The 18,922-nt window shown below is 55.4% G+C and carries 20 protein-coding genes; 11 read left to right on the top strand and 9 right to left on the bottom strand.

The annotated features are described in order from the left end of the window. Positions 1-9: 9 nt before the first annotated feature. On the top strand, positions 10-504 hold the full coding sequence (locus CU041_RS08340) for a hypothetical protein (RefSeq protein WP_101246389.1): 495 nt from the start codon (positions 10-12) through the stop codon (positions 502-504). Positions 505-554: 50 nt separating this feature from the next. On the opposite strand, the gene CU041_RS08335 is transcribed toward CU041_RS08340, so the two are convergent. Beyond that, positions 555-1,787, bottom strand: a complete 1,233-nt coding sequence (locus tag CU041_RS08335; RefSeq protein WP_101246388.1) for a glycosyltransferase family protein — start codon at positions 1,785-1,787, stop codon at positions 555-557. Further along, positions 1,780-2,619 carry an HAD-IIB family hydrolase gene (locus CU041_RS08330; RefSeq protein ID WP_101246481.1) on the bottom strand — a complete coding sequence of 280 codons (840 nt, stop codon included), beginning with the start codon at positions 2,617-2,619 and terminating at the stop codon, positions 1,780-1,782. Before CU041_RS08330 ends, CU041_RS08335 begins: the two co-directional genes overlap by 8 nt. A gap of 287 nt (positions 2,620-2,906) precedes the next feature. Here CU041_RS08330 and CU041_RS08325 point away from each other — a divergent pair, with 287 nt between their 5' ends. Continuing rightward, on the top strand, positions 2,907-3,944 hold the full coding sequence (locus CU041_RS08325) for a type 2 periplasmic-binding domain-containing protein (protein ID WP_101246387.1): 1,038 nt from the start codon (positions 2,907-2,909) through the stop codon (positions 3,942-3,944). Positions 3,945-4,148: 204 nt separating this feature from the next. Further along, positions 4,149-5,315: a 4-hydroxybenzoate 3-monooxygenase gene (pobA, locus tag CU041_RS08320; protein WP_068517339.1), complete on the top strand. Its 1,167-nt coding sequence runs from the start codon at positions 4,149-4,151 to the stop codon at positions 5,313-5,315. Positions 5,316-5,443: 128 nt separating this feature from the next. On the opposite strand, the gene CU041_RS08315 is transcribed toward pobA, so the two are convergent. Continuing rightward, entirely contained in the window at positions 5,444-6,769 is a 1,326-nt protein-coding gene (locus CU041_RS08315; RefSeq protein ID WP_170310170.1) for a thaumatin family protein, read from the bottom strand. Between the two features lie 236 nt (positions 6,770-7,005). Here CU041_RS08315 and CU041_RS08310 point away from each other — a divergent pair, with 236 nt between their 5' ends. Together CU041_RS08310 and CU041_RS08305 are read left to right on the top strand one after the other, a co-directional pair. After that, positions 7,006-7,299 (top strand): DUF883 family protein, encoded by a 294-nt coding sequence (locus CU041_RS08310; RefSeq protein ID WP_068517341.1) that lies wholly within the window; start codon positions 7,006-7,008, stop codon positions 7,297-7,299. Continuing rightward, the gene (locus CU041_RS08305; RefSeq protein ID WP_101246385.1) at positions 7,296-7,787 is read left to right on the top strand and encodes a hypothetical protein; all 492 of its coding nucleotides are present in this window, start codon (positions 7,296-7,298) and stop codon (positions 7,785-7,787) included. The genes CU041_RS08310 and CU041_RS08305 overlap by 4 nt, the downstream gene beginning before the upstream one ends. A gap of 40 nt (positions 7,788-7,827) precedes the next feature. On the opposite strand, the gene hpt is transcribed toward CU041_RS08305, so the two are convergent. Next, positions 7,828-8,364, bottom strand: a complete 537-nt coding sequence (gene hpt / locus CU041_RS08300; RefSeq protein ID WP_068517343.1) for a hypoxanthine phosphoribosyltransferase — start codon at positions 8,362-8,364, stop codon at positions 7,828-7,830. A gap of 192 nt (positions 8,365-8,556) precedes the next feature. After that, positions 8,557-9,510 (bottom strand): LysR family transcriptional regulator, encoded by a 954-nt coding sequence (locus CU041_RS08295; RefSeq protein WP_068517344.1) that lies wholly within the window; start codon positions 9,508-9,510, stop codon positions 8,557-8,559. A gap of 136 nt (positions 9,511-9,646) precedes the next feature. On the opposite strand from CU041_RS08295, the gene CU041_RS08290 reads away from it, so the two are divergent. From CU041_RS08290 to CU041_RS08275, 4 genes are read left to right on the top strand one after another with little or no spacing between them, the layout of a single operon-like run. Next, positions 9,647-10,618, top strand: coding sequence for a TAXI family TRAP transporter solute-binding subunit (locus tag CU041_RS08290; protein WP_101246384.1), 972 nt, complete (start codon positions 9,647-9,649; stop codon positions 10,616-10,618). A 29-nt stretch (positions 10,619-10,647) separates the two neighbouring features. Beyond that, the gene (locus CU041_RS08285) at positions 10,648-12,516 is read left to right on the top strand and encodes a TRAP transporter permease (RefSeq protein ID WP_101246383.1); all 1,869 of its coding nucleotides are present in this window, start codon (positions 10,648-10,650) and stop codon (positions 12,514-12,516) included. Then, positions 12,513-13,850, top strand: a complete 1,338-nt coding sequence (locus CU041_RS08280) for an acyclic terpene utilization AtuA family protein (RefSeq protein ID WP_101246382.1) — start codon at positions 12,513-12,515, stop codon at positions 13,848-13,850. Before CU041_RS08285 ends, CU041_RS08280 begins: the two co-directional genes overlap by 4 nt. Next, positions 13,850-14,167: an AtuA-related protein gene (locus CU041_RS08275; protein ID WP_369813516.1), complete on the top strand. Its 318-nt coding sequence runs from the start codon at positions 13,850-13,852 to the stop codon at positions 14,165-14,167. The genes CU041_RS08280 and CU041_RS08275 overlap by 1 nt, the downstream gene beginning before the upstream one ends. Before the next feature lie 150 nt (positions 14,168-14,317). On the opposite strand, the gene CU041_RS08270 is transcribed toward CU041_RS08275, so the two are convergent. After that, the gene (locus CU041_RS08270) at positions 14,318-15,082 is read right to left on the bottom strand and encodes a glutathione S-transferase (protein ID WP_101246381.1); all 765 of its coding nucleotides are present in this window, start codon (positions 15,080-15,082) and stop codon (positions 14,318-14,320) included. Between the two features lie 274 nt (positions 15,083-15,356). On the opposite strand from CU041_RS08270, the gene CU041_RS08265 reads away from it, so the two are divergent. Further along, the gene (locus CU041_RS08265) at positions 15,357-15,575 is read left to right on the top strand and encodes a DUF3126 family protein (protein ID WP_068517348.1); all 219 of its coding nucleotides are present in this window, start codon (positions 15,357-15,359) and stop codon (positions 15,573-15,575) included. An 82-nt stretch (positions 15,576-15,657) separates the two neighbouring features. Here the strand turns inward: CU041_RS08265 and CU041_RS08260 are convergent, their stop codons facing one another. From CU041_RS08260 to CU041_RS08250, 3 genes are read right to left on the bottom strand one after another with little or no spacing between them, the layout of a single operon-like run. Continuing rightward, complete coding sequence (locus tag CU041_RS08260) at positions 15,658-16,440, bottom strand: siderophore-interacting protein (RefSeq protein WP_101246380.1); 783 nt, start codon at positions 16,438-16,440, stop codon at positions 15,658-15,660. A gap of 47 nt (positions 16,441-16,487) precedes the next feature. Beyond that, entirely contained in the window at positions 16,488-16,955 is a 468-nt protein-coding gene (locus tag CU041_RS08255) for a MarR family winged helix-turn-helix transcriptional regulator (RefSeq protein ID WP_068517351.1), read from the bottom strand. A 16-nt stretch (positions 16,956-16,971) separates the two neighbouring features. After that, positions 16,972-18,363: an MFS transporter gene (locus CU041_RS08250; RefSeq protein WP_101246379.1), complete on the bottom strand. Its 1,392-nt coding sequence runs from the start codon at positions 18,361-18,363 to the stop codon at positions 16,972-16,974. Between the two features lie 284 nt (positions 18,364-18,647). On the opposite strand from CU041_RS08250, the gene CU041_RS08245 reads away from it, so the two are divergent. Continuing rightward, positions 18,648-18,839 (top strand): hypothetical protein, encoded by a 192-nt coding sequence (locus tag CU041_RS08245; RefSeq protein WP_068517353.1) that lies wholly within the window; start codon positions 18,648-18,650, stop codon positions 18,837-18,839. Positions 18,840-18,922 lie beyond the last annotated feature (83 nt).

Genomic DNA, 18,922 nt, shown 5'->3' with positions numbered 1-18,922 from the left:
GGATGCGCAATGGCCGGGCTTGGTGGTTCGCATGACAAGGAAGTGCCGCTGGATCGGCTTGGCGCGGATGCACCGGCCGGGGCGCATGCGCTTTTGGCATTGTGGGGCCGGGCTGCTGCACGGCGCAGAATTCCGACCCGTTGCGACTTTACCCCGGATACGTTGTCCCCATGGATTGATGATATCAGCATCTATGAATATCACCCGGACAAGGATGATTTTCAGATTTTGCTCGAAGGTGAAAACATCATTGCGCTGACCGGCGAGGATTGGCGCGGTGCCTTTGCCCGTGAAGTGGATTGCCATTTTTCAACTGCATTGCATGCGGCCCTGTCCGCGGCACGCAAAACAGGCAAGCCGCAAATCCATCATTTGCAGATCTTTCAAAAAGACTGGCGCAAAGGGGTGCGGCTGTTATTGCCGGTGGTTCTTGAACGAAAAGGCCAGGAAGACGTTCTTCAGGTCTTTCTGGCCATATTTCCATTCCCCGATCATACGCAATAGCAGCGAACCGCAAGCGCGTTCGAAACAGCGTGCCGGATCAAGCCCCGCTCTTAACCCTTGCCGATTTCGGTGTCGTTCAGATCGTCTTCAACTGCACTTGAAAGATGTTCGAAAATGTCACCCATCGCACTTTCAACACGCTGCCAGCTTGGGATGAACGGGCTTTCAAGCGGGTTGTCGAGATAGTGCTGACCGGCACTGATGATGACTTCCGACAGGACCTCGACGCATTTTTCTTCTTCGTCGCGATTGATTTTAAGGCCGTTAAACAGGGCATCGGCACGGTATTGCTCAATCAGGTCGAGTGCCGCGCGATAATAGGTTGCCTTAAGGGTGCGGAATGTCTCGTGCGAGAAAATCGTCCCCTGTGTTGCCAGTTTGCGGAACAGGGATTTGGCGATGTCACCCGCCATGCGCGACAGGCCGTCATCTTTTTGCGCCGGGTCGAATTCGCGGTGCTTGTGGTCATAGATATCGGCGATATCGACCTGGGCCAGACGATGGACCGTGTGATTGCGATACATTTCCGAAAGCATGGAAATTTCAAGCCCCCAATCGGACGCAACCCGCAGGCCATAGGCAACATCGGTGCGGATCGCCATTTCACCGGACAGGGAATAGCGGAAACAATCGAGATAATTCAGGAAATCGGTCTTGCCGACCACCTGTTTCAACGCCCGGATCAGCGGGGTGACAAACAGGCGGCATACCCGGCCCTTGAGGGTGCCATTGGCAACACGGGCGTAATATCCCTTGGCAAAGGCGAAATTGAACGCCGGATTGGCGATCGGATACATCAGCTTGGCCGGAAGATCGGGGGTATAGGTCGCAATGTCGCAATCATGAATGCCGATCACGGAACTGCGCCCCGATGCCAGGGTGTAGCCCATGCAATACCAGACATTGCGGCCCTTGCCGGGTTCGTAACGGGCCAGACCAAATTCATCAAGCCGGTCATGAACACCGCGCAGGCGCGGCCCGTCATTCCACAAAATGCGCACATGCTGCGGCAGGTCTTTGAAAAATTCGCGCGCATGAAGATATTGCTGCGCATTGGCGCGGTCCAGACCGACGACGATCTGATCGATATAGGTCGCCTGTTTGAGCCCATCGACAATGGTTGTCATGGCCGGGGTTTCAAGTTCCGAATAAAGGCACGGCAAAATCAGGGTCTGGCGCCTTTGGCGGGCAAAGGCAGTCATTTCATAGGCGAGTTCTTCCGGGTTGCGGTCAAGAATGCGATGAAGGGTTGTGATCGGGCCACCCTGATGGAAATCAGCCATGAAGTACCTCGCTGTTTTTATTGGTATTGGTTAACTGGTCGAGAAGGTCGTTGATCGCAGCGTTCCAGCCCGCAGGACCGGGGGCGGGCGCGATCCGAAGATTGGCATGGTCAAGCAGCGGCGATGTCCGCGCGCCATGTTTGGTTGGAATCTGAATGGCAAAATCGGCCTCGGCCAGCATCGGGATGTCATTGGGGGAATCCCCAAGCGCGATGGTGGTGAACCGTTTGGGCGGGGAGGTTTCGCTTTTGCCGCTTTGCGACAGGGCAAGCCATTGCAGAATGCGTTTCATGGCTTCGCCCTTGGTCGAGGGGCCGCACAAGGTATGGAAACGGCCACCCTTGACCAGTTTCAGTGACCATTTTTCGGCAATGGCGCGCGCCGTGGTGACATCCTGCTTGCTGGCTTGCCAGATCAGCGGGTCGGAACAATGGCGCTGACCGGCGCGAATGGCATCGTCAAGCGGAAGACCGGTTTCCGATGCAATGATTTCCGGCGAGACGGTCCGAAAACTGCCAACAGGGACGGAAACTGCATCGCGGATCTGATTGCGCGCAGCATCGATTGTTTCGGATGACGGGCCAGCCTGTTCGATTTCGCCATTCAGGGAAATGACGCCGCCATTTTCGCCAATCAGCCCGTCAAACAGCATGGATTGCTGATTGATATGTTCAAGTTCGGCAAGTGTTTTCGAGGATACGGCGATCAGGGGGATGGCAAGCTGTTTCACGCGATCAAGTGCCGGACGTGCGGCGTCCCAGCCATAGGTGTCATGATCAAGCAATGTGCCGTCAAGGTCGGTAAAGATGGCGATGGCGCGGCTGTTTGGCATCATCCCGTTCTGTCGCGGTTTTTGACATGTGCAAGACCGTAAACTGGTCTCTTGGTCAGAAGCTTATCACAGTGATCGGGGCGGATCGACCTTTGGGAAGGTTAATTTTTGATCACAGCGATAATTTGATCAAAAAACATGCGATGGCGTCGGGTGCGCAATACCGGTTTGGGGGCGGACGCGCATTTTCCTCTTCAATATCACCAAATGATGCTATTGTTGGTATGGCATTGATCCATCAATGGTTTTTACAGCGCCTGTCACGGTCACATTTTCCGGAGATGCCTATGGGGTTATATCGGGAAGCGCATGTGCGATGGTTGCAAAGAACAGTTGTCATCGGGTTCATATGTGTTGCGGTCATCCTGGATGTCGCGGCAACCGCCCGTGCCGGATCGGTCATTATGCCGGCAAAAGGCCAGAATACCCACAACCAAGCCAACACCCACACCCAAACCAACACCAAAACTGACCCCCATGCCGGTGGCAATGTTGGCGATGATGCCAGAAGCCGGGCAGGGGACGTGATCCGTGTCGGTGATGCCCGGCAAACCGGTCCGGGCAAATTGAAACCCGGATATGAGGTCTGGGTGGCGGTGGGCGAATGGCCGCCGATGATCAGTGAAACACTTCCTGATTTCGGCAAACACGCCAAACGGTTCCAGACGATTTTCAATGCGATGGGATTTGACGTCCGGTTCATTTTCGTGCCCTGGCAACGGGCCTATGAGCAAACCCGCCAGGGCATCTATGTCGCGACATTTCCGTGGCTTCGGACAGTCGAGCGCAGGGATGCCTTTCATATTCCGCGCTATCCGATTGCCCAGGCCCATCAAAAGGGATTTTACAAAAAGTCCCGTTTCCCCGAGGGGATCGATATCAACGCGTTGCGTGATGTTGTCGGGCTTGGACTGCGTCCGGTCGGGATTGCCAGTTACTGGTATGAACAGGAATTCAGACGACTTGGCATCGAAGCCGACATTGTAAATAACCCGGAATCCGCCTGGCGGTTTCTGCATGCAGACCGGGCCGATATCCTGTTTGAAGAGGAAGCCGTGGGCTGGCACGACCTGACCGGGCTTTTGGGCGAACAGGTGGCCGCACGTTATGCCACCACCAACACCATTACAACCAATGACATGTTCATTCTGTTTTCGCGCAAACATCCGTTCGGCGCGGAACTGATGCAGGCCTATGAAACCTTCATGATGTCGGATGACGGACAGGAAATCTGCAAGGAATGGGCGTTGTGCAAATCCGATTTTGTCACAGCCCCCGGGACGGCCGATGGCGGGGATCAGGCGCCGTCGGGGCAATTGAACTGAACCAGACCAGGCGGTGATTTGGCCGCAAGAGCCAAAACCAGATCAAACCCGATCCATAACCAAATGTGGATACGTGTTCGATTTGTCCAATCATTATCCCGGTTTGTCCATTCTGTCCAACTGCGAACAGGCGTATTCTTTCCGCAATGGAATGGTTCTTATTCCAATAAAAACCAACAACCGTGATCTTGTGAGGAAGCCGTCATGCATGTCCCTGTCGTCATTATTGGTTCCGGCCCCGCCGGTTTGCTTCTTTCCCATCTGTTGCATGTGCAGGGAATTGATTCCGTCATTCTGGAACGCAAAAGCCGCGACTATGTCGAAGGCCGCATCCGTGCCGGTGTTCTTGAAATGGGGACAGTCGACCTGATGAAACGGGTCGGGGTTGATGCCCGCATGAACAAGGAAGGCATCATTCACGGCGGCATCTATATCAGTGTGAATGGCAAGCGCACCCATGTGAATATGGAAGAGCTTACCGGTGGATCAACGGTGATGATTTATGGCCAGACCGAAGTCACCAAGGATCTGATCGCAGCGCGTCTTGCCCATGGTGGCGAAATCGTGTTCGAAGCCGAAGATGTCAGCCTGCATGACATTGATGGTGATGCGCCGCGTGTTCGATATGTCAAAGACGGCAATGAAGTCGAACTGCGGTGCGACTATATTGCCGCATGTGACGGGTTCCACGGTGTCGGCCGGAAAACCCTTCCGGGTGTTCAGGAATTCGAGAAGGTCTATCCGTTTGGCTGGCTTGGTGTTCTGGCCCATGCAAAGCCGGTGGCCGATGAACTGATCTATGCCAAGCATGACCGTGGTTTTGCGCTGTGTTCGATGCGTTCGGAAACGGTTGTGCGCCATTATGTTCAGGTGCCCAGCACCGATAAAATCGAAGACTGGTCCGATGACCGTTTCTGGGCCGAATTGCGCACCCGCCTTGGCGAAGAAGATGCCGAGCTGGTCAATGAAGGCGAAGTGTTTGAAAAAAGCATCGCGCCGCTGCGCAGCTTTGTCGCCGAACCGATGCAGCATGGTCGCCTGTTCCTGGCGGGTGACGCCGCCCATATCGTGCCGCCGACCGGTGCCAAGGGGCTTAACCTTGCAGCCAGTGACGTGCACTATTTGTCCGAAGCCCTGATCGCGAAATACAAGAAAAACCGCGAAGACCTGCTTGCGACCTATTCCGATACCGCACTTGCACGCGTCTGGAAGGCAGAGCGGTTTTCCTGGTGGATGACATCGATGCTGCATACGTTCGGGGATCAGAACGAATTTGACGGCCGCATTCGTGATGCCGAATTGCAATATATCCTGTCATCCAAGGCAGGATTGACCAACCTGTCGGAAAATTACGTCGGTTTGCCTTACTGATTGACGTAACGGGGATACCCACCCCCGTCGAAGAGCACCCACTCTTCATTTCCGCCCAGAAATTTCCGACAGGAACATGGAACGGCCCGCAGCCCACGCGGGCCGTTCTTTTTTTGGGCAGTTGGTAATCAATCGTTCCCGGTGCCGAAAATAATCATGAAATCGGTCTGGGCCGGGCAGGCAAAATCACCAATCGCATCGTCATAGGCAAAGCGATAGACATGCGTTGAGACCGGCGGGGCCAGATTGGTGACATAGGTCGAATTGTTTGCGCCAATAACACCGGTCGCTTGGTCACAGGTTTTCGATGATTTGTATTTCCCGGCACAGCAAAACAGATCCTGATTGCTGTCATTATTGACTTTGGCGTAGCTGCACGGGCTCATGCAGCCTTGGTATTTGCCATTGCTGGTGACCGTCAGGTCCCATTTGACGGGCGCATCGCCCTTGTTATAGCCCTGTGGCAATTGCGAGCTGCTTTGACAGGTCTTTTCACTGTCATTGATCCGGGCAAGAAAGATATCCGGGCCATATTTGCCAGCCCCGAGAATATTGGAATTTTCCGGCGGCACGGTATAGGTGCAATAGGTCGGCTTTGCCGGATAGCCGGTAACCGAAATGTTGTATCCGTCGACCGCCGAAATATCAAAATTGGTCGAACCTTCCGGGGAAGGGGCGCCGTTTTTGATCGGGACGGCCTTGTGGGTGAATTCGATCTTGGTGGCATAGGGGGTTTCGCCTTTGCCATATCCGCCGGTTTCAACCCAGTCGTCACTTGCCGACTTTTTATAGGCCGTGACGGTAAAGCCATAGGATGTCAGACCGGCAAGCGGCGTTTGGGCAGGTGTCGTGCCATCCCCATCGACATAAAAGGTCGCACTTTCCCCCTTGGCAATTTCATAAAGATTGAGGTTGTTGGCGCAGTTGGAATTGTCGGGGTTGGCCGAAACCGTGCAATGTTCGCCGATGCGGATCTGGGCGTATTGGGTATCGTTCTTGAAGGTGATCTTGCGTTTGGCGTAATCGACAGTGGTCGGGTTTGTCGGGGCCTGATCAATCGCGGGCCAGGCAATTGCCCCCATCGCCAGCGTATAGACATTGGAATTTGCGACCGGCTTGTTGATCACAGCCCCCGGGCAGGTGGTTGTCGTGGCGATCTGGCCGTTTGTCAGGACCATGTTACAACCGTGCCAGGCCGCATTTGAATCCTGATAGTAAAGGATGAAGTTCGCATTCGTAGCACCCGGCGCATAGTCGCCAAGGAAGGCTTGCTGGGTTGTGGCGTACAGATAATCGACCTGTGTGTCATTCTGATAGACATAGACCGGAAAACTGATCGCAGAGCCCGGCAATTGCCACATCAGATAGCTGGTGGTTGTTGCCGCTGCATGGGCGCAGACCGGAAGGGAAAATGTCAGCAAAGCTGCACATAAAGTACCTTTGAAGGAACGCAAGAAACTTCTGAACATTGTTTAAGGCTTTCAATTACATGAATGATGGATTGAGAAGCGGTCGCATTCAGGACGTTTTGCCATGGCAATTGTGATGGCAGCACGCACATCAAGGCAATCGATATCGACCGGGTCGACAGGATCCCGGTGCCACTAAAACATCACAATTGAAGATGGAACCAAAGCCGGGCGGGGGCGTTTAGGGGGTGTTGCTGTTTTCAAAACAACAGGAGAAAACCATGGCGACCAAGACCGAGACGACTGCAGATACCGCAAAGCTTCAGGCCGATGTTGATGCCCTGCGCAATGATCTGGCCGAAATCACCAAGACCCTTAAGGCAATGGGTGGTGATGCGGCACAGACCAGAACCCAGGCGGCTGCAGAACGCATTCGTGAAGTTTCCGGTCAGGCCCGTGAGCAGTTTGATCACGCACGCGGTGTGGCCGTGGATCAGGTTCGCGAGAACCCGCTGGCATCTGTTGCCGTGACCTTTGGCGTTGGCCTGCTTGTTGGCCGTCTGCTGCAGAAATGATTGATCAACTGACAGATAGTCTGGCTGATCTGGCAAGAGCCGCGGCACGCAAGTGCGCGGCTTTTGCCGCCATCGCGATTCTGATACTGATCGGGGCCGGTTTTCTGCTTGCGGCTATCTATATGGCGCTTGCTGCATCGTTTGGTGCGATTGCTGCTGCCACTGCATTGGGTGGAACGCTGGTGACACTGGGATTGATTGCACTTGCGATCATTCTGCAACGTGATCCGGGCGATGCGGTTGATCAGCCCGATGCCGATGCGCAGATGGCAGCCGGGCGCAAATCCGAAGACGACATGCTGTTTGATCTTTTGGTGCATTCCGCAGTGACCGGTTACGCCACCGGACAGGGCAACAAGCCGCGCATGCAGACCGGGTTCGAACAGATCGTCGGCGATCTTGAAGCACTGGGCGTTTTTGATCGTCCGCCGGGGCGTGTGGATACGGCGCCGTCAGATGAAAATCACAATACAAAAATGGCGGGATAGCATCAGCTTCCCGCCATTTTAATTTTGATCGGGTCCCGGCCTATTCGCCGTGGAAATGCACGGTGCCGATATAGGGCAGGTTGCGGTTGTTCTGGGCATAATCGATGCCATAACCGACCACGAATTCGTCAGGAATATCAAAGCCGCAGAAATCAATCGGGATTTCGACTTCGCGGCGCGACGGCTTGTTCAGAAGCGTGCAGATTTCCAGACGGTTCGGATCGCGGGTCTTAAGCAACCGCACAACTTCCGACAGCGTATAGCCGGTATCAATGATGTCTTCGACCAGAAGCACATCCTTGCCACGGATCTGGCCATCCAGATCCTTGACGATGCGCACATTGCGCGAACTTTCCGTAGAGTCGCCATAAGATGATGCGACCATGAAGTCGACTTCGACCGGAACGGTCAGTTTGCGGGCCAGATCAGCGATGAAAACAAAAGAGCCCCGCAACAGTCCGACAACAATCAGTTTTTCCGTGTCTTTGAAGCTCTCGTTGATCTTGGCGGCAAGCGCGTCGATCTGGGTGGCAATTTCGTCCGCCGTGATCAGCGGCTTGACATCATAATCGGCCATAAATTCTGGTCCTGAAGCGTTGGGTTGTGATGTTTGGCTTGCTAGCACACGAAGGTCGCTATGACCAGCCTGTGAATGGTAACAGAAGTATAATCCCTTAGATTGCAAACAGATTATCGCGCCTTGGGCGAGGCAAATTGCGCCATTGCGCGGCAGAGGTGCGCCACGACGCAGGCAATGCAAAGCCACCCATCAAGATGTTGGCGAGACGAGGCTGTTTTCAATGGTTGAGTGCGGGATAAGTGATTTGAGATTGCGGCTGCGCACCAGGTTCAGAAAGGCCTGGGCGGCGGGTGGCAATGTGCGCCCTGATCGCCAGATTAAGCCGATCTGGCGCAACAGCACCGGGCTTTCAAGCGGCCGGAAAATAAGCGGTGAACGCCCCAGAACCGGCAAGGTCAGCGATGGCAGGGCGGTAATGCACAGACCTTGCGACACCAGCGCACCCGCAGTTGCCAGATGGGCAACTTCAAACCGCGGGCGAAACAGGAAACTGTTTTGGGTGCAGGCCGCATCAATGACGGCGCGCACACTTGTTTCACGCGACATGGCGACCATCGGCTGTGACAGGATTTCTTCCCACTTATATGTGCGTTCTTCCTGAAGAAAACTTCCGGGTGCCCCGACAGCGATGAACTTGTCACTCAGCAGGCGTTGAAAAGACAGATTGTCGCTGTCTTCGACCACATCGGCGGTAAAGCCGATATCGGCACGGCCCATTTCAACTTCGCGCAGCACACCTTCCGAAAGCATGTCATTAAGCTGAACATCGACATTGGGATGGGCATCCATGAATTCGGCAATCAGCGGCGGCAACAGCCCGGCGGTTACCGATGGCAGTCCGGCAATCGTCAATTTGCCGCGCCGGGTATTGAGATAGGTGTCAAATTCAGCCAGTGCGGAATCCGTGGTGTTCAGGATCCGTTCGGCGAGTCTGAGAAACATTTTGCCCTGATCGGTCAGCGCAACATTGCGCGTGTCACGGTCAAACAGGCGGGCCTGCGTGCGTTCTTCGATGCGGCTGATCTGGCGGCTTAATGTTGATCCGGAAATTCCAAGTCGTTGAGCTGCTTTGCGAAAACTGCCCGTTTCTGCCAAAAGACAGAATGATCGAATTTCGTCCGTATCAAGATTGATGCGTTTCATGCATCAATTATCTCACTATTTGATCTTCCTGCAATAAAAAAACTGAACCACACTTTCGGTCCGTCGAAAAAATCAACGTCAAAACAAATCGACGGAACGTCAAACATGCCGTTATAGGCATAGGGAGGAATACATTATGAAATTCACGAAACTCGCCTTGGCGGGCGCGCTTGCCATTGGTCTTTCCGTACCTGCATTCGCACAGGACAAATTGCTGATCGGGTCAACGTCGGCATCATCATCGCATTACGGTTATTTCGTTTCTGTCGCCAAGCTGATCAATGATGCCGATAACGGTATCGAAGCATCGGTTGTCGAAACCGGGGCGACCATGGATAACCTGCGCCGTATCGAGCGCAACCAGATCGACCTTGGTCTGGTGACCACCAACGTCGCCCAGCACGCCTATTCCGGCAGCAAGGGTTTTGACGGCAAGGCGATGGAAAATCTGGGTCTGCTTTGGGTTTATACCGGCGCCCCGCAGAACGTTATCGTGCGCGAAGATGCCGGCATCAACAGCCTGGCCGAACTGGCCGGACAGCGTTTCAACCCGGGTATCAAGGGATCGGCAACCGAAAGCACGACCGAGGCGGTGTTTGCCGCACTTGATCTGTCATCGGATTATGTACGCGGATCGACCACCGATGTTGTCGACATGATCAAGGACAACCGTGTAAGCGGATATGTGAAATCCGGTGCGGGTCTTAAGCTTGACAGCTCTACCCTTGATATCGCGACCTTTACTCCGATCAAGGTGCTGAGCCTGACCGATGCACAAAAACAGGCACTGATCGAAAAAATGCCTGACGTTTCGGTAGTGGATATCCCCGAAGGTGCGGCTGATGGCATTCCGGCCTATTCGACCTGGAGCTTTGGCGTCGGTGTCGGTGCATCGGCAAGCCTGTCCGAAGACGCGGCCTATAAGATCGTTGATGCCATCATGGCCGACAAAGAAGTGCAGGGCGCGGCAATGGCCAGTGTGAAGGGCGTCGATCTTGCCAAGCTGACGCTGCAATATGCCACCATTCCCCTGCATCCGGGTGCGGCGAAATGGTTCCGCGAAAATGGATATGACATCCCCGCGAACCTTGACCCGGCCAAACAATAAGAAACCAGAATAACAGGGGGAAAACCGCCATGTCTGTGCGCATCCGCGACGGGTTTGCGTTGCTTGTTGGTATTTTTGTCTTTTACACCGCGGCGACGGGCCCGTTTGAAAGTCTTGTTCAAAGGGCGGTTTTCCTCGCACTTGTGACCTGTTTGGGGTTGTGTCTTTATCCGCTGGGCAAAGACACAAGCTGGCGAAAGCCGGGATTGGTTGTTGATCTTGTGCTTGCGGCGGTCACGGTTGGTGCCTGTGCCTATATTGTTGTGAACTACGACGAGATCATGACGACCCTGCCATGGGCGACCCGTCTTGATATGGCCCTGACCGTCGGGCTGGTTGTGACCGTTCTTGAAGTCGGTCGCCGTGCGGTCGGGGCAATTTTTCCCGCCCTTGTGATTGCCGGTCTGCTGTATGCGTTGCTGGGCAAATATATTCCCGGAAGTCTCGGGCATCGCGGGTTTGATGTCGAATTCGTTACCGAGACGATTTTCCTGGGTGATCTCGGGATCTGGGGCATGCTGACCGGGGTTGCCGCCACGGTGATTGCCGCCTTTGTCCTGTTCGGCGCCTTGTTGCTTCATACCGGTGGCGGGCAAAGTTTTATGGATCTGGCGATGCGTCTTGGCGGCCGGCAAAAAGGCGGCGCTGCGAAAATCGCGATTATTTCGAGCGGCCTGTTTGGCATGATTTCCGGATCGGCGGTGGCCAATGTTGCGACGACCGGCAATTTCACCATTCCGATGATGCGTCGTCTGGGCTATCCGGCACCCCTTGCCGCCGCGGTCGAGGCCGTGGCCTCAACCGGCGGGCAGATTGCCCCGCCGATCATGGGGGCGGCGGCCTTTGTCATGGCCGAAATTCTTGGCATTGCCTATGTCGATGTCATGATCGCGGCAATCATTCCGGCCATCCTTTTTTATCTTTCGGTGTTTGTGACCGTTCATATCGTCGCCACCAGACGCAATCTGAGCCTGGTGCCCGAAGACGAGCTTCCGGCATGGTCCGAAATTCTTGCCCTGCGCAAGGTGTTGCCGATCATTGCTGCCCTTGGTGGTCTTGCCATCGGGATATTCATGGGCCGATCGGTTGCGACATCGGCATTTTATGGCATGGCAGCGTTGCTGGTGGCCTTTGTCCTGACATCGGCCGGGCAGATATCGGTTGCCGAGATGGCAAAGCGGGTTCTGGACGGGGTGATTGATGCCGGCAAGGGCATGGTGATTATCGGTGTCTTGCTGGCGGGTGCGCAAATCCTTGTTTCCATGATCAACATGACCGGGATTGGTGTGACGCTCAGTTCCATGATCGTTGCGATTGCCGGTGATTCAACGGTTCTGGTGGCGGTGATTGTTGGTCTGGTGTGCCTGATCATGGGAATGGGGCTTCCGACCACGGCGGCCTATGTGCTGGTTGCAGCGGTTTTGGCCCCGGCGATGACGGCGGTCGGGATCGAACCGCTTACCGCACATCTGTTTGTCTTCTATTTCGCGACCATTTCGGTCATCACGCCACCGGTCTGTGTCGCGGTATTTGTCGGGGCGGGGATCGCGCAGACCAACTGGCTTCCCGCCGCGTTCGAGGCGGTGCGTCTTGGCGCGCTGACCTATGTCGTGCCGTTCATGTTGCTGCTGTATCCGGGCATGACCGGCGGCGGTGGCGTCATGGCGGTGACCAACGCCATTTTGTCCGGGCTTGTTCTTGTTGTGGCGATCCCGGCCTTGCTGGGCGGGCAGCCGTTACTGGGGCGGGTATGGCTTGATCGCGGCATGCTGGTGATTGTGATCGCCATTGCGTTGTGGCCGGCCTTTCTGACGCCGGTGATTGCCGCGGGCCTGCTGGGCGGGTTGCTGTTTTGGGGGCGCGATGCCCGTCGTGCTGCGATGGAGGGTGGACAATGAAGACCATCCGCATCGGAACCGGTGCCGGTTTTTCCGGCGACCGCATCGAACCGGCTGTCGATCTGGCCGAGCGTGGCAATATTGATTATCTGGTTTTTGAATGCCTGGCTGAACGGACCATCGCGCTGGCGCAACAGGCAAAAATGCACGATCCCGACGGCGGCTTTGATCCGTTGCTTGAACGGCGCATGCGCGCGGTTCTGCCGATCTGCCACAAAAAGGCGATCCGGGTGATTTCCAATATGGGGGCGGCAAACCCGGTGGCCGCGGCACGGCGCACGGTCGATATCGCGCGCGAACTCGGCCTTTCGGGCTTGAAGGTGGCGGCAGTTGTTGGCGATGACGTTCTTGATATCCTGTCACCCGATCAGTTTCGCATTGATGAGGCCGGATGCACCCTGGCCGGTTTTGAAAAACAGGTGGTGTCGGCCAATGCCTATCTCGGGGCCGGGGGCATTGTTGATGCGCTGGCGGCGGGGGCGGATGTGGTTCTGACCGGTCGTGCGGCCGATCCGGCGATGTTTCTGGCACCACAGATATTTGAATTTGGCTGGCAGATGGATGACTGGACCCGGCTTGGACGCGGGACGCTTGTTGGTCATCTTCTGGAATGTGGCGGGCAAATCACCGGGGGCTATTTTGCCGATCCCGGGATCAAGGATGTGCCGGATCTGGCCCGGCTGGGCTTCCCGATTGCCGAGGTTGCCGAAGACGGCAATGCTGTCATTACCAAGCTTGCCGATACGGGCGGTTTTGTGACGGCGGCAACCTGCAAGGAACAGCTTCTTTACGAAGTTCATGATCCGAAACGTTATATCCAGCCCGATGTGGTTGCCGATTTTTCCAACGTCGAGATTACCGAAATCGGACCGGACCGGGTTGCCATTGCCGGCGGTGACGGATCGGCGCGTACCGGCACGCTCAAGGTATCGATCGGCTATGTCGATTCCTGTGTCGGTGAAGGTCAGATTTCATATGCTGGTCCCGGTGCCGAAGCCCGCGGGCGTCTTGCCCTTGATATCCTGCATCAACGGCTTTTGCTTGCCGGGATCGCGCATGAAGAAGTCAGGGGGGAGCTGATCGGGGTGAATTCGGTGTTTCAGGACGTCAAATCAGGGCCATCAGAACCGGCGGAAGTGCGCCTGCGTTTTGTGGTGCGAACCCGTGACCTTGCCACTGCCGCACGGATCGGCGAGGAGGTCGAAAGCCTGTATCTTAACGGGCCGGCCGGTGGCGGCGGGGTGACCAAATCCAAACGGGAAATCGTTGCGATCGTATCGGGGCTTCTGCCCGAAGACCAGGTGCGCACGCAGTTTGAAATGATGGAGGTCTGATGTTGCAGTTACGCGATATTGCGCATTCGCGCACCGGGGACAAGGGCAACATTTCCAATGTGTCGGTGATTGCCTATCACCCCGAAGACTGGCCGCTTCTGATCGATCAGGTCACGGCAGAACGGGTACGCGCGCATTTTGGCACAATGATTTCGGGTAAGGTCATCCGCTATGAATTGCCACAGATCGGGGCCCTTAATTTCGTGATGCATGATGCGCTTGGCGGCGGAGTGACAAGGTCGCTGGCACTTGATCCGCATGGCAAATGTCTAAGCTCCCTGATCCTGTCGCTGCCGATCAACAAGGCCGGGGCATAGGGCATCAAACACCGCCGGGTCAAACAGCCGACAAACAAAAAGGGTGGCGTGATTGCCACCCTTGGGTGATCGGTGATTTGGTTGCCTTTGCCCGGCGTTTTTCGGTGTTTCCAGGTGTTTTCCAGTGTTCTTCAGTCCGGGCGCGCTTGATCAGGCGGCCCTGAAAATGACCGGGCTGTCGCCTTCGTGCCATTGATCATATTTGGTCATGGCCCGTTCAAAAAAGGACGAGGCCAGAAAATCATCCAGCCAGCGTTGCACATGCACAAACGGCATGGCCTCAAACGCATCCGGGTCGGTATTGGCGAACTGGCGGATAAACGGTGCAATGGCAAAATCGGCCAGGGCCGGGCGTGACCCGAACAGGTATTTGCCAACCGCAAGCCGCCCGTCCAGACGATTAAGGATCTTTTCCGCATCCCGGCGATGTTCGGCGGGATCGGCATCCTCGTAGCGGGTATGGTATTTGTAACGATCAAGATGATGCTTGAACGGCCCGTCATTTTGCGCAATCAGCGCCAGCATGTCTTCAAGCGTGCCGCTTTCGGGGCTTAGCCAATCGAGCGGATCGTTTTCAGCAAGCGCCCAGACCATGATTTCAAGGCTTTCATCAATCACCGACCCGTCGGGAAGGATCAGGACAGGCACCGTTGCCTTGGGCGATGCATCAATCATGCTTTGCGGCTTGTCGCGCAGAACCACTTCGCGCAGTTCAACATCAATTTCCGCTGCCAGAAGCGACATCCGTGCCCGCATCGCATAGGGGCAGCGCCGGAAACTGTAAAGGATCGGGCGTTCGGGTGATGCGGTGGCGTCATGGTCCGTATCGTTCCCGGTCGATGCTTCATCGCGTGGCGGGATCGACGGACCGTCAGCAGACGGCATAAGGTCGGTGGTGTGATCAATTTCGGGCATATAACCGGATTAAACGGTGCGGGGGGCGAATGCAATGTCATTTGCAATGTCGTCGGCAATATCATCGCAACGTCATCGCAATATCATTTGGAGAAAATCGGTCAAATCGCGGTTTTTTGATGCTGCGGGCTTGATTTCCGGGGGCAGTTTGTGAAAGGACAGTGCACCAGTTTTACGCACAGAGACAGGAAATGGGGCAGACGCCAAGGCGTCTATGCGATATCCTGTGATCTGAGAGATTAAAGCCGATTGGAAAGAACAAGGGGCAAGTCCTATGACACCGACCGAAATCGCGCGCGTTACCGATTATCTGCGCCGCACCTTTGACAATAACCAGATCGCGATTGATGCGCCGAAGAAAAAAGGCCATCCGATCGAGATGCGTATTGGCGATGAGTTCGTCGGCGTCGTGCATCGTGACGAGGACGAAGGCGAAGTCAGCTATTCGCTTAATCTGGTCATTCTTGAAGAAGACCTGCCGCCGGCACCGTGATCGGTCCTGTTATTGCAGGAAAATAAAAACGCCCCGGGCCTTGTTTCCCGGGGCGTTTTTTTTGTCTGTCGGATCGCGGCGATCAGGCCGCTGTTTTGGCATCTTCGGATTTGATGACCTTGTGGTTGTCTTCATTCATGCCAAGTTTCCAATAGCTTGAAATATAAAGATCATCCTTGCCAAGGCCGCGTTCTTCGCGGAAGTAGCTGCGCAATTCCTTCATCGCGGTGAATTCACATGCCGCCCAGACTGACGGGCGTCCATCGCCCCAGGGAAGCTTTTTGACCACATCGACAAGGGCGTTGCTGACTTCGCCCGGACGCGGATTGATCACCCATTCGATGGTGATGTTGTCGGGCTTGGCAAGGGGCTGAATATCGGCTTCCGAGCGTACTTCGATCACCGCATAGCCACGTGCATCAGCCCCCAGCGTTTCGAGATTGACCGAAACCGCGGGAAGGGCGGTCATATCCCCGACAATCAGGAACCAGTCGGCATCCGGATCAACCAGCTTTTTCGGGCCGGGGCCGCCGACCGTGATCACATCGCCGGGTTTGCAATTCACCGCCCAGTTCGATGCCGGGCCACCATGGTCATTGTGATCTGACCCATCGCCATGCATGACGAAATCAAGATCGATCTCGCGGCCCTGATCGGTCATGCGGTCATGACGCACGGTATAGGTCCGGCGCAATACCCGGTCCTTGTCATCGCCATCAATCGGAAAGATCAGTTTGACATAGGCGCTTTCCTGATCTTCGGGAAAGCTTGCCATGCCGTCACCGCCAAGGGTAACACGCAGCATATTGGGGGTGACTTGCTTTTTTGCGATCACGACAAGATCGCGCGGGGCAGGTCTGTTCATGAGAAACTCCTAAGTCCTTTGGTGCGTTTTGTTTTTTGCACCATGTCCTATCCGCAGGGATCAAGGTTATCAGCCATAAGATTGGCGATTTCGACAAAATCCCTGATTTGTTGGGGGGTAAGACCGCGTGTCATTCGGGTTCTGACATCTTGCTCGACCGTGCGGAATGCTTCCATGCGGGTCTCGCCTGCGGCTGTCAAATGCAGTGTCTGGCTGCGTCGATCGATCGGGTGCGGGCGGCGTTCAATCAGCCCGTCATTTTCAAGTTCTTTCAAAAGCCGCGTGATGCGGCCTTTGTCCTGACCGGATTTTTCGGCCATTTGCTGGGCGGTGATGCCCGGAATGCGGATGATCCATTTCATCACGCGTTTGTGCGAAATCGGCATCGGCATATCGGCATCGACCATCGCATTCATCAGGCTGCGTTTATAGGCATGAACAAGCCGATGCAGGGTTTCACCCGGGACATGTGCCTTATCCGATGCCTGGTCTTGTGCCTGATCCTGTTCGATCATGATCTTTCTCGCTTTATCACACATTCGCGGCAATCAGGCCGGTGCGAAGGGCATGGCGACGCCCTTCGCAAATCAGGGCCGATGCCAGGGCCGCACCACTTGCCACCATCATGATGGTATCAAGCTCAAACCCGCCGCCGGTGCCAATCAGGATCGCGGCCAGTGCCGCACCCACCGATTGCCCGGTCAGGCGCGCGGTCGATAACATGCCACTGGCCCCGCCGGAACGATCACGCGGTGCCGATGTCAGCATCAGGCGATTATTGGGCGCCTGAAACAGCCCGAACCCGACCCCGCACAGAGCAAGTGCGCCGATAATCCCGGCGTAGCTCCCGCCTTCCGGTACAAAGGTAATGGCATATAGCCCGATCGCAAACACCATCATGCCAAGCCCGGTCAGACGGATCGGCGAATATTTATCGGCCAGCCGTCCAGCAACCGGGGCGGCAACCGCAGTGGCAAGCGGCCATGGCGTCATCAAAAGTCCGGTGACGGTCGCGCTATAACCCAGCACGTCATGGAAATAGAATGGCAGGGTAACGAACGCAATCATCTGCGCACAGAAACCGCAAATCGATGATCCGATGGAACAGGCAAAAACCGGCAGCTTCAACAGATCAAGCGGCAACATCGGCCGGTCCTTGGACAATTGACGCCGCACCAGAAACGCACCGGCAATGACAGCCATGGCAAATTGCGCGCCAATCAGGGCCGGATCACTTTCGGTGCCGACATTGCCAAGGGCCGAAATCAATCCGCCAAAGGTCAGCACATTCAAAAACGCACTGATGAAATCAAACCGGGTGCGGCTTGGCGCGTTAAAGGGCAGGGTGAAATAACCGACAATGATCGCCAGGATCGAAATCGGCACATTGATCAAAAACAGCCAATGCCAGCTTGCAACCGCCAGAATGGCCGATGCGATGGTCGGGCCGCCTGCGGCCGACACCGATACCGTCATGGCGATCCAGCCAATGGCACGGCCCAGCTTGGCCTGCGGAAAGATATGGCGCATGACTGCACCATTAATGCTCATCAATGCTGCACCACCAAGACCCTGCAACACGCGCGCAGCAGTCAGAAACTCGATATTCGGGGCCATGGCACACAGGAATGATGCAATCCCGAAAATCACAATACCGCTCAGATAAACCTTGCGAAACCCGATGGCCTCGCCAAGGGCAGCCAACGGCAATAACGATACAACAATTGCCAGCTGATAGGCGGTGACAACCCAGATGGCATGGGCGGGCGAAACGCCCTGATCCTGCGCAATGATCGGAAGGGCGACATTCATGATCGTGCCGTCAAGCACGGCCATCATGATGGTCAGCAACACCGCCATTGCGGCAAATCCGGCCCGCGGGCTTGGCAATCCATCCGGGTAAATGGTGGTCGAAATCTTCATGGGGCGATTTCACTTTCAGTCTTCGTGGCAACGCAGAACGGCTCGTCCCGATCGGACGACAAAGCACTGCGCAATTCGGTGACACGCGAGGGGTGCGGGGCGGACACAGAAGCCGGGGAATGGGGGCGAAAGGCTTCTGCATCCGCAAACTTAATTGGTTGACTATATCAACTACATGAAGATGGTTGATTGTGTCAACTATATTTTGAGGCCTGCACTTCCGGGTAGTTTCGATCCGCGCCATTGGGGCGTAACATCAAGGAAATGAACAGGGAGGACAGAATATGAAAACCGCAATGATGCTCGCCATCACAGCAATGATTGCGCTTGGCGCACACCCCGCGCCAGTACAAGCCGGATCAGAACCGACAATCGTTGATCAACAGATCGAACATGGCGGCGGCTGCCGCAAAAGCTCCCCGCCCGGTCAGTGTTGCCACATGGATCGCAAGGCCGGGACGGTGCATTGTCACTAATAGTTAGTGTTTACACTGAATATAACTGAATGTTAATTCAACTATTGGTGTTATATTTCTTATATCTCAATTTTGAGGTGTGT

The organism is Thalassospira povalilytica (assembly GCF_002844235.1).
Lineage (GTDB): Bacteria > Pseudomonadota > Alphaproteobacteria > Rhodospirillales > Thalassospiraceae > Thalassospira > Thalassospira povalilytica.
Note: the sequence above shows the minus strand (reverse complement) of the source record. Positions and strands in the feature narration are given on the sequence as shown.